Source organism: Bacillus sp. 16GRE42, assembly GCF_019837435.1.
Lineage (GTDB): Bacteria > Bacillota > Bacilli > Bacillales > Bacillaceae_G > Bacillus_A > Bacillus_A wiedmannii.
The window spans coordinates 366,403-379,788 of the sequence record NZ_JADAXF010000002.1 but is presented as its reverse complement, the minus strand read 5'-3'; the positions used below and the strand labels follow the sequence as shown (position 1 = coordinate 379,788).

At 37.7% G+C, this 13,386-nt stretch carries 12 protein-coding genes; 7 read left to right on the top strand and 5 right to left on the bottom strand.

The features are described 5' to 3' along the window. Positions 1-47 precede the first annotated feature (47 nt). Entirely contained in the window at positions 48-458 is a 411-nt protein-coding gene (locus tag ILS93_RS14270) for a DUF3908 family protein (RefSeq protein WP_222660737.1), read from the top strand. A 30-nt stretch (positions 459-488) separates the two neighbouring features. On the opposite strand, the gene ILS93_RS14265 is transcribed toward ILS93_RS14270, so the two are convergent. From ILS93_RS14265 to odhA, 5 genes are all read right to left on the bottom strand, one after another. Then, entirely contained in the window at positions 489-2,030 is a 1,542-nt protein-coding gene (locus tag ILS93_RS14265; RefSeq protein ID WP_222660735.1) for a SagB family peptide dehydrogenase, read from the bottom strand. Positions 2,031-2,046: 16 nt separating this feature from the next. Next, positions 2,047-3,996: a TOMM precursor leader peptide-binding protein gene (locus ILS93_RS14260; RefSeq protein ID WP_098101835.1), complete on the bottom strand. Its 1,950-nt coding sequence runs from the start codon at positions 3,994-3,996 to the stop codon at positions 2,047-2,049. Beyond that, positions 3,993-5,912, bottom strand: coding sequence for a putative thiazole-containing bacteriocin maturation protein (locus ILS93_RS14255; RefSeq protein ID WP_098101837.1), 1,920 nt, complete (start codon positions 5,910-5,912; stop codon positions 3,993-3,995). The genes ILS93_RS14260 and ILS93_RS14255 overlap by 4 nt, the downstream gene beginning before the upstream one ends. A 125-nt stretch (positions 5,913-6,037) precedes the next feature. Next, complete coding sequence (gene odhB / locus ILS93_RS14250) at positions 6,038-7,297, bottom strand: 2-oxoglutarate dehydrogenase complex dihydrolipoyllysine-residue succinyltransferase (RefSeq protein WP_222660733.1); 1,260 nt, start codon at positions 7,295-7,297, stop codon at positions 6,038-6,040. Positions 7,298-7,430: 133 nt separating this feature from the next. Continuing rightward, positions 7,431-10,298, bottom strand: a complete 2,868-nt coding sequence (gene odhA / locus ILS93_RS14245; RefSeq protein WP_098275482.1) for a 2-oxoglutarate dehydrogenase E1 component — start codon at positions 10,296-10,298, stop codon at positions 7,431-7,433. Positions 10,299-11,122: 824 nt separating this feature from the next. Here odhA and ILS93_RS14240 point away from each other — a divergent pair. The 6 genes from ILS93_RS14240 (at position 11,123) to ILS93_RS14215 (ending at position 13,323) form a co-directional block, all read left to right on the top strand. Further along, positions 11,123-11,332 carry a helix-turn-helix transcriptional regulator gene (locus tag ILS93_RS14240; RefSeq protein ID WP_064476766.1) on the top strand — a complete coding sequence of 70 codons (210 nt, stop codon included), beginning with the start codon at positions 11,123-11,125 and terminating at the stop codon, positions 11,330-11,332. Positions 11,333-11,334: 2 nt separating this feature from the next. Continuing rightward, entirely contained in the window at positions 11,335-11,712 is a 378-nt protein-coding gene (locus ILS93_RS14235) for a permease (RefSeq protein WP_222660731.1), read from the top strand. Positions 11,713-11,740: 28 nt separating this feature from the next. Then, positions 11,741-11,923 carry a DUF3976 domain-containing protein gene (locus ILS93_RS14230; protein WP_064476764.1) on the top strand — a complete coding sequence of 61 codons (183 nt, stop codon included), beginning with the start codon at positions 11,741-11,743 and terminating at the stop codon, positions 11,921-11,923. Between the two features lie 125 nt (positions 11,924-12,048). Then, entirely contained in the window at positions 12,049-12,408 is a 360-nt protein-coding gene (locus ILS93_RS14225) for a hypothetical protein (RefSeq protein WP_222660729.1), read from the top strand. A gap of 18 nt (positions 12,409-12,426) precedes the next feature. After that, complete coding sequence (locus tag ILS93_RS14220) at positions 12,427-12,696, top strand: hypothetical protein (RefSeq protein ID WP_222660727.1); 270 nt, start codon at positions 12,427-12,429, stop codon at positions 12,694-12,696. 81 nt (positions 12,697-12,777) lie between these two features. Beyond that, positions 12,778-13,323 carry a hypothetical protein gene (locus ILS93_RS14215; RefSeq protein ID WP_222660725.1) on the top strand — a complete coding sequence of 182 codons (546 nt, stop codon included), beginning with the start codon at positions 12,778-12,780 and terminating at the stop codon, positions 13,321-13,323. The last annotated feature ends 63 nt before the right edge of the window (positions 13,324-13,386 follow it).

Genomic DNA, 13,386 nt, shown 5'->3' with positions numbered 1-13,386 from the left:
TAGTATTTATTTTTTAATAAAGCATTGAACGAACCAGGGGGCACAGTATGGCAATTAACATGAAAACAATCGAAGAATGGATTGCTGAATCAAACGCAAGACAGGAAGAAGACTTTGGAAACGTTGTTGAAGAGATGAAAGAAGTATGCGTCGGACTTGATAATGCGACATTAATTTATACGAAAAATGTATTTTGTTTCGGTAAGAAAGTAGAAGTATTGTTCTTCTTCCAAGACCATGTCGTGATCGGACAAGAAAAAGACGAATATATTGAGATTGAAAAATTAAAGTATGATGCCATTACAAATAGTAATTTAAAAACAAATGACAAAAATACAACGTTAGAATTAAAGTTTGCTAACGGACAATCTATTAATTTAGATAGTTTAAATGATAACTACGGTACGAAAAATTGGTTATTTGCTAGACAAATTAAGAGTATTTTTAAATTAATCTAGTAAAAAAGCACGCCGTCCACCGGCGTGCTTCTAATTACGCAAATCCCCTTTTAACCAATTCCGCGCTCGATACGCCCCAACAGGAATTTGAATAAGAGACGTTTCATTTCCAGTATCTATCCCGTATAACTGATCACATGAATTTGTATCAAAACTTAGTAATGGATGACCGCCCATCCCCATCGCGGTTGCGGCGAAAACGAGTTTATGGACGAGTATGCCAGCTTCCATTTGGTGAATACGGTACCCTCTATAGCCTAATGCACGTGTATAGTAATCTTTCTTTCCGACTACATGTAGGCAAAGCGGTACTTGAAAAAGATTCACGTTATCCATCGTCATACTAGATTGAAGGGGATAACGAAGGTCTCCATATCGAAGTGGTTGTATGGAATGCGTTTTACTGTTATAAGCGTAAGCACCGTTTTCTATATTTTTTACGTTATAAAAACATCCATATAAGGAGACGCGCGCATTTTCATTTACATACTGACCATCAAGGTCGTTGTAATAAGGGAAGGAGAGGCGCGCTTCTTGTAGTAAAGTAGCGAGCTCGGCTGCATCCCATTTCGTGAAAGTAAAGTCAGCATCAGGGGAATACCGTTCTTTACAAAGTTGTAAGAAATCATACGATAACCGTTCTACTTGCGGCAACTGTACAGCGTGCGCATGATGTTGATAGTGCTCTTCATGATGTAGTGTGTGGAAGTGTGCTGTCGATTCGATCATAGAAGCTTCATTTATTTTGGTTATCATAGGATGTTTATCTACTTGCTTTGATCGAACGAAATGTTCGTGTGCTAACGGCGGAATTTGTTGCAACAACTCATGAGAAGTAACTGTTTTATTTTCATGGTAATCATTGTGAAACCAACCAGTTTGCGGTTCTGTACTTAAAGGAACAACAGCATACACGCTTTCTTCGCCTTCTGGCAGTCCGAGTAAATGATTGATTGCGCGGTCTAAAAACTGAAAATATACGCCATTTGTGTAGCCAAATTGTTTGGCACATGCAAGTAATTGTCCGATGAGAACACCGCTATCTAAGCCTTGAAGCCGGTACGAAAAATTATTGTATTTAAAGAAGTTTTTCCAAAACATAGTGGATACGAATGCAGCGCCAAAACAAGACTGTATGTTACAACGGTTGCCAAGTGCTTCCGAAAGATAAGAATCGAAATTTCCTTCACGAAGTAAAACAAGCCGGTGATGCGCGGCATCGTAATGGTAAATGCCGTCTGGATAATCGTCAATCTTTAAATATATATACAATTCATTCGGATATAAAGCACCACCTGAAGGGATAGATCTTCGGAATAAAATTTTTTCGCTATTTAGCTGACATAACTGAGTTAAACCGAATGAGTACCCAAGGTAATGACCAATCTTCTTTAAAGTAGGTGTAGTAGAAGAGTTAGGTAAAGATAATGAAATTTCTAAAGAGAGAGGGATGACAGGTACATTTCGATATAATTTATAAGGAAGTGGTGCATCTGCCCAGTCCACTTCATGATTCGGCATAATTTCATCGATAGAAAAATGGAGATGATGTAAAAAAGTATCCAGCTGCATAGAATCCCCTCCTTTACTATGGAAACGGATGCGGATGTGGATTTAATTGTGCATTCGTTAAAGGCTCAGCGCTATATCCAAGTGTCATCGGTACAGTATACACTCTATCTAGTCCTGTAACCCGAGTGAGATGGTGACCGAACGTCATCGGGAGCATGCCTGGAATAATGACTTTTACACAATGTAATCCGTTTTTTTCTATAAGAGGTACTGTTTGATCTACAACGATTACTTCAAGTCCAGATTGCTGCAGACGGTTTAAAAGTTGATGAAGATCGGATGTTAAATCTATATTAACTGATTGTAATGCATTCATTTCTTGGAACGATTGCACAGGGGCATCGTCACGTAAAAGGAAGTGAAGCCGTTCTTCTGCTTCTTGCAATCCGTACAGCATACTATGGTCTTCCATTTTATTAACGAGATAAGGATCGTGTAAGCAGTTTTCGTAGTGCTCTCTTTTTTGTTCGAGTTCATCGTCTGCTATTAGTAACATGCCAGCTATTTCATGGATGGCACTCTTTAAAGCACGGACAGGATCTAAATGAGAGCCTCCCGCACAAACAACGTTCATTCCATTTTCACGCGTATTTTTCGCAATTACCCATAAGCTTGGGATACCGTGTTCCATCGTTGCGTTAAAAGCATGTAACTCATACCCAGTAATCGTGTACAGTCGCTGAATCATTAATTGTAATTCCGTATCATTTGCTGAACTAAGATCAAGGCGGGGGAGAGGTAATTCGGCATACCAAGTGAGCAAAAAGGCGTCACGCTCTACAATTTCTAAAATGCCGTGAAAAATTGCTTCTTCTAAACTACCACCAATTGCACATCCATTTGATGTTTCATACACGAAAGCATCTCGATGACCGAGACTATAATAAGCAATTGATTCAGGAACTAAAAGTGGTCGGTTTTGTAATAAAGAATAGCCCCATACCCAGTTTTGTTCATAGTCAGGATCAAACGGTTTAAACGGAAAACTATTACGATTATAATGTTCATTTGTATGTACACCGAGTAAGAGGGGATTAAGTGCATGATCCTCTAACTCATGAAAACTGCCGTGTACATTTGTCTTTTTTCCTCGAGGTGACATACCACAATATCGTTCTAAACCTTCTAAAATAGCAGTCGCTTCACTTATTGCAAATGAATGAGTTCGGCCTGCAACACCTTCATTTCCAAACATTAATGGCATGTTTATAATAACGTCAGCAAATGGTAATAAAGAGTGCTGCATTTTTCCGTTTAACATACCGACGCGATAATCTAAATAATCTCTCGTTAAAAATGTGTTTAGTTCATGAATGGAACGACAGCGATATGCTGCTTCGCTTGCTTTTAAGCTCGGTTGTAACGAAATCGCTGCTGCATCCGCCGTATCATCAGGCAAATTGCTACATACAGGGCAGAGCGGATCGGGAAGAAAAGAATGCCGTGTACATTGCAGTGTTTGTAAGTTTAGTAAAATGAGTTCATTTTCTAAAGAAGAATGGCTATGATTTAATATTTTCTCTGTTTCTGCACGAATAAGATGGCACATTTGTAACATACCATTTTGGGTGGCACGTACATCACGCCTTGTTACATTATCTGCCTTTAACGTATATTTCCGCTGTAGTTCCCACATTTCTTGTTGATCAAAGCCGGCGATAAAGCGGCGTCCATCAGAGCAGTTGGAACAGCCAGTTGCAAGAGGATGAATGTAAGGACCGATAATACCTTCACCAAATGAAGTGAATGCACGTAGCCATGGAATATGATTTGACCGAAACATTAGCTCGGCATCATGATGAATAGTAGAAGGAGAGCCATCATGTAATACGAGAGCGAGATGAATATTTTCAGGGAGTTCTTCTGTAAGGCTATGTTGGCGAATGATAGAATATTGTTTGCATAGTTGATCATGTGCATAGTTTGCAAGTAAGCCATCTCCTATAAGCAATATATTTTGAGTCATAGACTGTCCTCCTTTGCAATTAATACACCGTACACACCATCTAAGTTTTCTTTCAAAAATGATTCAATGGCTAAATCAAACACGAATGGATAAAAATTATGTTCTTCTAAATGTTGCAAGGCAAGCCGCACAGATTGCACACCTGGAACTTCTTCTTCCGCTTGTATTTCCACTCTAAAAGAATCCGTGTCATATAAAATAATAGAGGATTCAGGCAAGATATTAGCTCTGTAAGGAGTCTCTTCATTTTGAATATGAAGAAGTGATAGTTGTAGTGCGTTTCGTAAGGCTAACGTCATATTAATATTAGATGCACCGTACCAGCGATCATTTATACCGACCCAAACGACAGGGAAGCTGAGAATCTCTTCGCTTACTGCTATTTTAGGTGTTTCATGAATTGTAGAGAGAGCATCGTAATAAAATCTACAATGTTTATCATGAATTTCAGTTAAATCAATCGTCGTAATTTCTTCTAGCATATGTGACTGCCGCTCATACAATTTATTATTTAAATGTTGTTGTAGCGCCCGGTATACACCTTCTGTCATCGTTTCTCCAGCGCCAATACCGATATCATTATGTTCAGGAATAAGGCGGTGCATAATTTCCGCTACATATGTTTCAATTCCTGCTAAACCAGCTTCTCGGCGCGCTTCATTATGAGTTAAACCACCACAAGTCATAAGAGGCAGGAGGGAAGCAGGGCCATCTGATAGTGGAGTAGCTACTTGAATATGGCATTGTGATAACGGTAATTGATATGAATCTTGTTCATCCCATACATGGAATAAACCAGCTTCTTTAGAAGTTAATGAGTCGAAAAAGCGGAATAAATCAGTTGAGGTATGTTGGTTGGAACGCTGCTCAAGTTGTTCAGAAAGGTTTTCTATCGTATCAATTGTAAAACTTTCATCAGTTGCGAGAGGATGTTTTATAAAAGGATGCCATGCTCCTTCGAGTGTTTCGTAATTTAATAAAAAGAATTGTGGTTCTTTTTCCCGGTAAGAATCATCAGCGACATGTTTAAGTAATTCAAATACGATTATATTTGCTAACATTGCAGATGGAAGTGGTGAAAATGATGCTGATGAATGTTCATTTTGTAAAGTCGTTTCATGTAGCCGATGCCATGCGGATTCCCAGCATTCTTCACGATTAGCTATTACGATAGGGCCGGCTATACCAAGTGCTGATAAACAGACGGCAGGTATGAAGTTCTTTCCTACTTCTCTACAAATCGTGTGAACTGCTCTTAGGCCTTCAATATCTCCATTTTGAGAAACATACAAAATCCAGTCGAAAGGCTCGAACACTTCATGCAGGGGACGATCAATTGTCGTATCTATTTCCTGAACAAGGACATGATCATCAACTTCATGTGCAAGTTCTACTAGCTCATGAATGCGATCGTAATTTGTTTCCTCATAATCTGTAACAAGGTAATGAAAGGTAGGTAATCCTGATTCTAATAAAGAAGAAACTAAGGAAGTAAGCATATCTCCAGAACCAATTATAAGGACGTTTGCCGCGCGATACGTTTCGAATTTTAGAGCGCCTGAATGAGAATCAGCTTCTAAAAATTCAATTTGTGAAGCGTATCTATCAAGTAATGCGCTATTTAATGCATGAGGTGCATCTTGACTTACATCCCGAACGAAACCATTTTCATATAAAATCTCTCCAATTTCAAATACACGATTTTGATAGGGGAGAGGGAGACCATCGGTTATTTCTGCTAAAGAATAATTCCCGTTAAACATTGGCATTAATTTTTCAATCCAGTTGTAAATTCCATCACCGTCCATACGAAATGAACTGGCATTATTTCGAAAATAGACACCCCCGTTTGAGTCGGGAAGGAAAAAAGTATCCTTATTGGCTTTAAGTTTTGCATCAATTGGAAGGTTATTCATTTTAATCCTCCTTACGTTTTAGGCATACATTATTAGCTTATGTTATGAAATTTGTCCCGTATGAATGCAATAAAAAAAGGCTGTAGAATAATTCATTCTACAGCCTTTAATAGATTATTAATCTATCAACCTTCTAATAATAATGATTTTGGATCTTCAAGCATATCTTTAACAGCAACAAGGAAGCTAACTGCTTCTTTACCATCAACAATACGGTGATCGTAAGATAGTGCAAGGTACATCATCGGACGGTTTTCCATACGCTCGTTATCAATCGCAACTGGACGTACTTGGATTTTATGCATTCCTAGAATACCTACTTGTGGGCTATTTAGGATTGGTGTTGACATTAGAGAACCGAATACACCACCGTTTGTAATTGTGAATGTACCACCTTGTAACTCTTTTAATGAAAGTTTGTTATCGCGTGCTTTCATACCTAAATTACGAATCTCGCTTTCAATTTCAGCGAAGTTCAATTGGTTAGCATCGCGTACAACTGGAACAACTAATCCATCTGGAGCTGCTACTGCAATACCGATATCATAGAATTTTTTTATGATAAGCTCGTCGCCTTGAATTTCAGCATTTAATAATGGGAATTGTTTTAATGCTGCAACAACTGCTTTTGTGAAGAATGACATGAAACCAAGACGTACATCATGTTTTTTCTCGAAAGCATCTTTACGCTCTTTACGTAATTCCATGATTGCAGTCATATCAACTTCGTTAAATGTTGTTAACATTGCAGATGTTTGTTGAACTTCTACAAGGCGTTTTGCAATTGTTTGACGGCGGCGGGACATTTTCACGCGCTCAACTGGTTTTTCGAATTCCGTTTTTGCAACTGGAGCAGGAGCTGGACTTTTTGGAGCAGCTGGTGCTTCTTTTGGTGCCGCAGCATGAGCTTGTACATCGTGTGGTCTCACACGTCCAAGTGGATCTGTGCTACGTACATCGTTTAAGTCGATACCTAATTCACGAGCCATTTTTCTAGCAGCTGGTGATGCGATAGGACGGTTCGTATTCGGTAAACCTTGTAAAGTTGTAGTTTGCTCAGCATGTGGTGCCGCAGCTTTCGGTGCTTCAGTTGTTTCTTGTTTTGGCTGTTCAGCAGCCGGTGCAGGTGTACTTACTGCAACTGGTGCTCCGTTTGCATCTAAAATTGCGATAGTTGCACCAACTTCAACTGTATCCCCAGGTTCGCCTAGTAACTTCGATACAATACCTGAATCTTCTGCAATGATTTCTACATTGACTTTATCAGTTTCAAGCTCAACAACGCTGCCACCTTTCTCAACTTTGTCGCCTACGTTGATAAGCCATTGTGAGATAGTTCCTTCAGTAATAGATTCTGCAAGCTCAGGTACTTTAATTTCGATCATTTTAAATGTCCTCCCCTTATTTGCCTAACGGTGTGTTTTTTCTTCTTTTGTCTTCGGTAATCTCCATTTGTTAGCTTGCCCCCCGGGCAGAATATCTGTCCGGGGAGCAGGCTAGAAACCTTCATTGTTACTTTCAGTTGCTGAAAACTTCAATTTCTTGTTTATCTTGACGGAAGTTATATTTCACATCTAAAGCGTGTGCAACAATTAGTTCTTGCTCAGCTTTGTGAGCGAATGGATCGCCACCAGATGGGCTAGAGCGATCTGGGCGTCCAATATAACCTGTTTTCACTTTATCTCCAGCAAGTTCGAACAGAATTGGAGCCATGTAATGCCATGCGCCCATATTACGAGGTTCTTCTTGAACCCAAATAATTTCTTCTAAGTTTTTAAAGCGTTTAATAATAGATTGAACTTTCTCAGCGGGGAATGGGTAAAGCTGTTCAATACGAACGACATGAACTTCATCTAAGTTATACTCATGTTTACCAGACTCAATTTCTGCTGCTAAGTCAATCGCCATTTTACCTGTGCTTAAAACAAGACGTTTTACTTTAGTTGGTTTTGTACCAAGGTTTTCTTGTTCTAGAGCAGGTTGGAAACGTCCTTCGCTTAACTGACTAGCAGTTGAAAGCGTAAGTGGGTGACGTAATAAACTCTTTGGCGTCATCAATACTAATGGTCGAACAGCTTCTGTTCCTAAGATAGATGCTTGACGACGTAAAATATGGAAGTATTGTGCCGCGCTCGTTAAGTTTGCAACTGTCCAGTTATTCTCAGCAGCTAACTGTAAGAATCGCTCTGGACGTGCACTAGAATGCTCTGGTCCTTGACCTTCATAACCGTGCGGTAATAGAAGAACTAAACCAGATTTTTGACCCCATTTTGCTCTTCCTGCTGAAACATATTGATCAAATAATGCTTGCGCAGTATTTGAGAAGTCACCATATTGCGCTTCCCACATAACAAGAGTTTCTGGAGCGAATACGTTATAACCATACTCGTAACCAACAACAGCAGCTTCTGATAACGGACTATTATGAACAGAGAAGGATGCATTAATGTTTGGTAAGCGATGTAATGGTGAATATGTTTCATTTGTATCAGTATCGTGTAATACGATATGACGGTGCGCGAATGTACCACGCTGTGAATCTTGACCAGTTAAACGAATTGGCGTACCTTCTTGTAAAATAGAAGCGAATGCTAATGACTCAGCAAGTGCCCATTCAATTTTACCGTTCTCTTCAAGAGCATCTTTACGGCGCTCAAGAATTTTCTTCACTTTCGGATATACGTTAAAGCCTTCTGGCCAAGATAGTAGACCTTCATTAATTGCACGAAGTGAGTCAATCTCAACACCAGTATCAATTGGCTGAATGCCTTTTGCAACAACATCTGGCACTTTAACGTGAATTGTTGCAGCGCTCGTATCAGCTGGCGGTACTTGTGCATAGTCAGATTTTAATTGCTCTTGTATAAACTGAGTCATTGTTTCAACCTCATCTGCATTTAGAACACCGGCAGCTTGTAATTGATCTGCATAAATCGCTCTTACAGTTGGGTGATTTTTAATCTTTTTGTACACTTGTGGTTGCGTAACTGCTGGGTCATCCATTTCGTTATGACCGTAGCGGCGGTAACCAATTAAATCGATTAAGAAGTCTTTTTTGAACAATGTACGATATTGAATCGCAAGGTTAGCAGCAGCAAGACAAGCTTCTGGATCATCAGCGTTCACGTGAACAATCGGAATATCGAAACCTTTTGCAAGGTCACTTGAATATTTCGTAGAACGAGAATCATAGCTATCAGTTGTAAAACCAACTGCATTGTTTGCGATAACATGAATTGTTCCGCCTGTTTGGTACGCGTTCAATCTGCTTAAGTTCAACGTTTCAGATACAATACCTTGACCAGGGAATGCAGCATCACCATGAACTAAAATTACGAATGATTTTGAAGTATCTTGTTCTGGAAGACCAGATTTTTTACGATTCTCTTGAGCCGCACGTGCAAAACCTTCTACAACAGGGTTAACGAACTCAAGGTGACTTGGGTTATTTGCTAATGTAACGCGAGTGCTAACTTCTTCGTTACTAACGACTTGTTCTCTACCTAAATGGTATTTCACGTCGCCAGTCCAGCCAGAATTTGCCACTGCGCCTTCTATTTTTGCATGTTTGAACTCAGCAAACATGTGACTATATGGTTTTTCTAATACGTGTGCAAGTACGCTTAGACGACCGCGGTGAGCCATACCAATCATGACATCTTCTACGCCGCCCTTTGCACCTTCTAGAACAATTTCATCTAGAACAGGTACAAGCATATCAACGCCCTCGATAGAGAAACGCTTTTGCCCAACGAATGTTTTATGCAAGAATTGCTCGAAACCTTCAACAGCTGTTAAACGTTTTAAAAGAGCAGTTCGTTTTTTATTTGATAGTGGTTGACGCAATGAATTTGATTCCACCATTTGATGCAACCACGCGCGTTCTTCACTATCTTGTATATGAGAAAATTCATAAGCTAAAGATTTTGTATAAACGTCTTTTAATCTATGAATTACATCAAGTGCAGTGTGAATACCTTCTGGTGCATCTTGCCATACTGTTTTTGCTGGAATCGCTTTCAAGTCAGCATCGCTCAGTTCGTTCATTGCTTTCTCAAGAAGAGATTGTCCATTAGCAGCATCTTCCATCGGATTGATGTGAGCCAACGTATGCCCGAATGAACGAATTTGCTCAACAAGCTGAACGACTTTAAGAATTTTTTCAATGTTCCCTGTGTTTTGAGGAGAAAAATGTGTTGCTGTGTTGTCCCCTGTTACGACATCATCTTGAAACGAAGGAGCTCCAAAAATTTCAAAAAGCTCTTGTAATTCCGGATCAACAGAACCTGCTCCAGTTACGTAAAGATCATACTGCTCAATAACATAACCAAGGTTCGGACCATGGAACTTGGCCCAAGGGTTTGTCGTTGTATTCTTCCTCGTCATTTGTTTAAACCTCCCAATGCATATAATCCTTTTTCCATACAAAAGGTGCATTTTGCTCTTTTCAATAATTGATGAACCAATAATCAATGTAAATGTTTTCTTTACTCTTATGTTATTACAATAATTTACATAATACCAAACACTATTACTTATCTGTTTTGTAAAAAAACATTCACAATAACTTATCACCCAAGTTAATCTTTCATGTTATAAAGTAATTTTACAGAAAAATGGGGTGGATATATTTGGTATACCTACACGAATAACTAAAATTGTTGCATGTAAATATAAGTATAATAATTAGAATGTTTCGATAAAAACGAGTTCGAATTATGTATATTGAAATAATAAGCGCTTTCATTTATATTATACAACAATATAACGGAATATAGTATAAAAAATAAAAAATTATGAATTTATCGTAAACTTTATTTAGATAGTGTTAAATATTGAAAGGAAAGTGAAGGATTTCTACAAAAAAAGTTGCTAAACATAAAAAATGCTTCATAAACAGTTAGTTTCTATAAATATGACGAAAAACACCGTAAAACCAATAACGCATTTCGTGGAATAAAGAGATGAATGAAATATTTTAAAAGGATAAAACAAATAGGGAGATATTAAATTTTAAAAATAGAGAGGAGGAGATATAGTAACGGTTCATTACAGTGTTCCATGTTTCATTTCAAAATAGACGTGCTGAAAATGAAAAAGTTTCTTCTATATAAATAGAACGAAAAATAAACAAAATAAATGTAAAGGAAACTTGATGTAAAGTTTGCTTTACATATATACTCGAGATAAGGGAGGAGGGAGAAATTTCCTTGGAAAATAAAATGGTCGAATACCGAAAAAAATTTGGACTATCTCAAGAAAAATTGGCTGAGAAACTTGGAGTTTCCAGACAAACCATTATTTCAATTGAAAAGGGAAAATACGATCCATCACTTCCGTTAGCATTTGAAATAGCGAAAACATTTCAGACAACGATAGAACATGTATTTATTTATGCAGGAAAAGTAGAGGGGGAATAGGGATGAATTATTCACAAAAGTACTTTTTAATTATGGGAATTATTTTCTTTATTATGAGTGGAACCATGATATTAGCGGGCATAATGACGCATTCCGCACCACCGGCTCCAACGTATACAGTACTTGCGATGATGATTATGTGTTTCTGCTTAAGTTACTTACATCCGCAATTTAAAGAAAAAGATGAGCGAATGAAACTCATTCGTTATAAAGGAATGTTCTTCAGCTTTTTTGCGCTAACGGCATATTACCTTCTTTTCTCTTTCGGTTTAAATCTACACGTAATTAAACTATCTGCGGTTGAACTATTAAACATACTAATGGCACTTACGATGAGTACAGTTTTTATCTCATTTGTTGTTTTATCGAAAAGATATTAAGATGGAAGAGAGAAAGGAAGATTAATATATGCAAATGATGTATGCTTTTGGCATTGGGATTGTATTATTTTTAGCCGTATTCTTATTTATTCGGAAAGACGTTCAAGGTGGGACGTTAACGAAACGAGGCTTTTATAAAATGATCGGCTGTTTAGTTGTTATGTTTATAGCGATTATCGTAATGATCGTTTTAATAAATCAGTCACTATAGAATGAACCTTACTTGAGTAAGGTTTTTCTTTTTGATATAAAATCCGAAAATTCCCACTATATCCATTTACTACATATAATGGGTATTATATAATTTAATAAAATGATAGGTAGGGAGCATAGTATATGAATAAAAAAACTATCTTCTTTTTATTAACATGCCTACTACTTATAGCTAGTATTACTTATATAATATGTAACAAACGAGAACAAGTGCCACCGATGTTAGTATGGAAGGATCAAGAATACTATGTTACGAATGAACCTGTCAAAGCAGAAGAAGTCGGGCAAAGGCTCGGAGAAGTAACGAAGAAAATCGAAACGAGTAAAAAAACTACTAAAAACAGTGAATCCAACATATTACAAGAAAAAGCAGAAGTATTCACAACGATAGAAGAAGAAAAAAATCCTCACTCACCTTTAACCATAAAGGAGCATGATAGTGACGAATATAGAGTAGTAAGACCGATGTTACATGTACTATAAAGTGAAAAGGAGACTCATATGCAGACAGTAACTTCATATCCATGGTCGTTAAGAAAAATGTTTGTTTTTTTCCTTTGCTTCATCCTTCCGCCAATCGGTGCAATTTATATTTTGATGAATAGAGAAGCACTACAAAAGAGAGACTTCATTTTATATGTATTATTTGCTGCTATTAATATATCGCTTTGGTTATCACTTATGATCTTTGATCGGAGTATGTGGATGGTAGCAGGGCATTATGTACTTGGAGCAATTGTTATTGTTTTTTCGAATATGAATAATAGATAAGCCAGCAACCTTAGAGTTGCTGGTTTTTATTTTGCTATTTATAATGAAGAAACAAATTTTTAATAGAGAGTAGTGAGCGTTATGAGATGGAAAGAGGGGACGTTTGAAAAAATAGAAACGAATGACTCATCTGTTGAGCAACTTATAAACACGTTTAAGGAACAAAACGTAATTGGTGGAGCGGTTATAAGCTGTTTTAAAGTACATAACGAAAATTTTTTCAAAGAAATACCACATTCGAAAGAGGGACATGAACACTTCTTTAGAAGAATCGTTAACTCTTTAGATATAATACATAGCTTAGAAGAGTTAAAAATACATACGTCAGAAAAATATAAGTTTTATTTTAAAGAGCAGCTGGCAGTCATGCTTGATGGTAGCATTGCCGCTCAAATTTTGTGGGGCGGCGCATATGAAGGGTTTAAGGAGCGACCAGTTATCGCAAAGCAATTAGCAGTCAATGTATGTCAATATGTGTTCCAAGATCGATACGAAGATATTAAAGTGTTCGAAAGCTATCGCCCTTGGACAGATTGGTTTTACGATGTTGCGTGGGATCTTACTTGGATGGTGTTAGATAGTAAGGAGCAGAAAATGTGGTTAGTTTGTGCTACGGATACGGATTGAGAGACAAAGAGCCTTGCAGAAATATTACAAGGCTCTTTGTCTTTTGGGAAAGAAGATTTTAAA

Bases quoted from the DNA above. Each gene is read 5' to 3' on its own strand.
- ILS93_RS14270 (WP_222660737.1), top strand. From the start codon at position 48: ATGGCAATTAACATGAAAACAATCGAAGAATGGATTGCTGAATCAAAC.
- ILS93_RS14265 (WP_222660735.1), bottom strand. From the start codon at position 2,030: ATGCAGCTGGATACTTTTTTACATCATCTCCATTTTTCTATCGATGAA.
- ILS93_RS14260 (WP_098101835.1), bottom strand. From the start codon at position 3,996: ATGACTCAAAATATATTGCTTATAGGAGATGGCTTACTTGCAAACTAT.
- ILS93_RS14255 (WP_098101837.1), bottom strand. From the start codon at position 5,912: ATGAATAACCTTCCAATTGATGCAAAACTTAAAGCCAATAAGGATACT.
- odhB (WP_222660733.1), bottom strand. From the start codon at position 7,297: ATGATCGAAATTAAAGTACCTGAGCTTGCAGAATCTATTACTGAAGGA.
- odhA (WP_098275482.1), bottom strand. From the start codon at position 10,298: ATGACGAGGAAGAATACAACGACAAACCCTTGGGCCAAGTTCCATGGT.
- ILS93_RS14235 (WP_222660731.1), top strand. From the start codon at position 11,335: ATGAATTATTCACAAAAGTACTTTTTAATTATGGGAATTATTTTCTTT.
- ILS93_RS14230 (WP_064476764.1), top strand. From the start codon at position 11,741: ATGCAAATGATGTATGCTTTTGGCATTGGGATTGTATTATTTTTAGCC.
- ILS93_RS14225 (WP_222660729.1), top strand. From the start codon at position 12,049: ATGAATAAAAAAACTATCTTCTTTTTATTAACATGCCTACTACTTATA.
- ILS93_RS14220 (WP_222660727.1), top strand. From the start codon at position 12,427: ATGCAGACAGTAACTTCATATCCATGGTCGTTAAGAAAAATGTTTGTT.
- ILS93_RS14215 (WP_222660725.1), top strand. From the start codon at position 12,778: ATGAGATGGAAAGAGGGGACGTTTGAAAAAATAGAAACGAATGACTCA.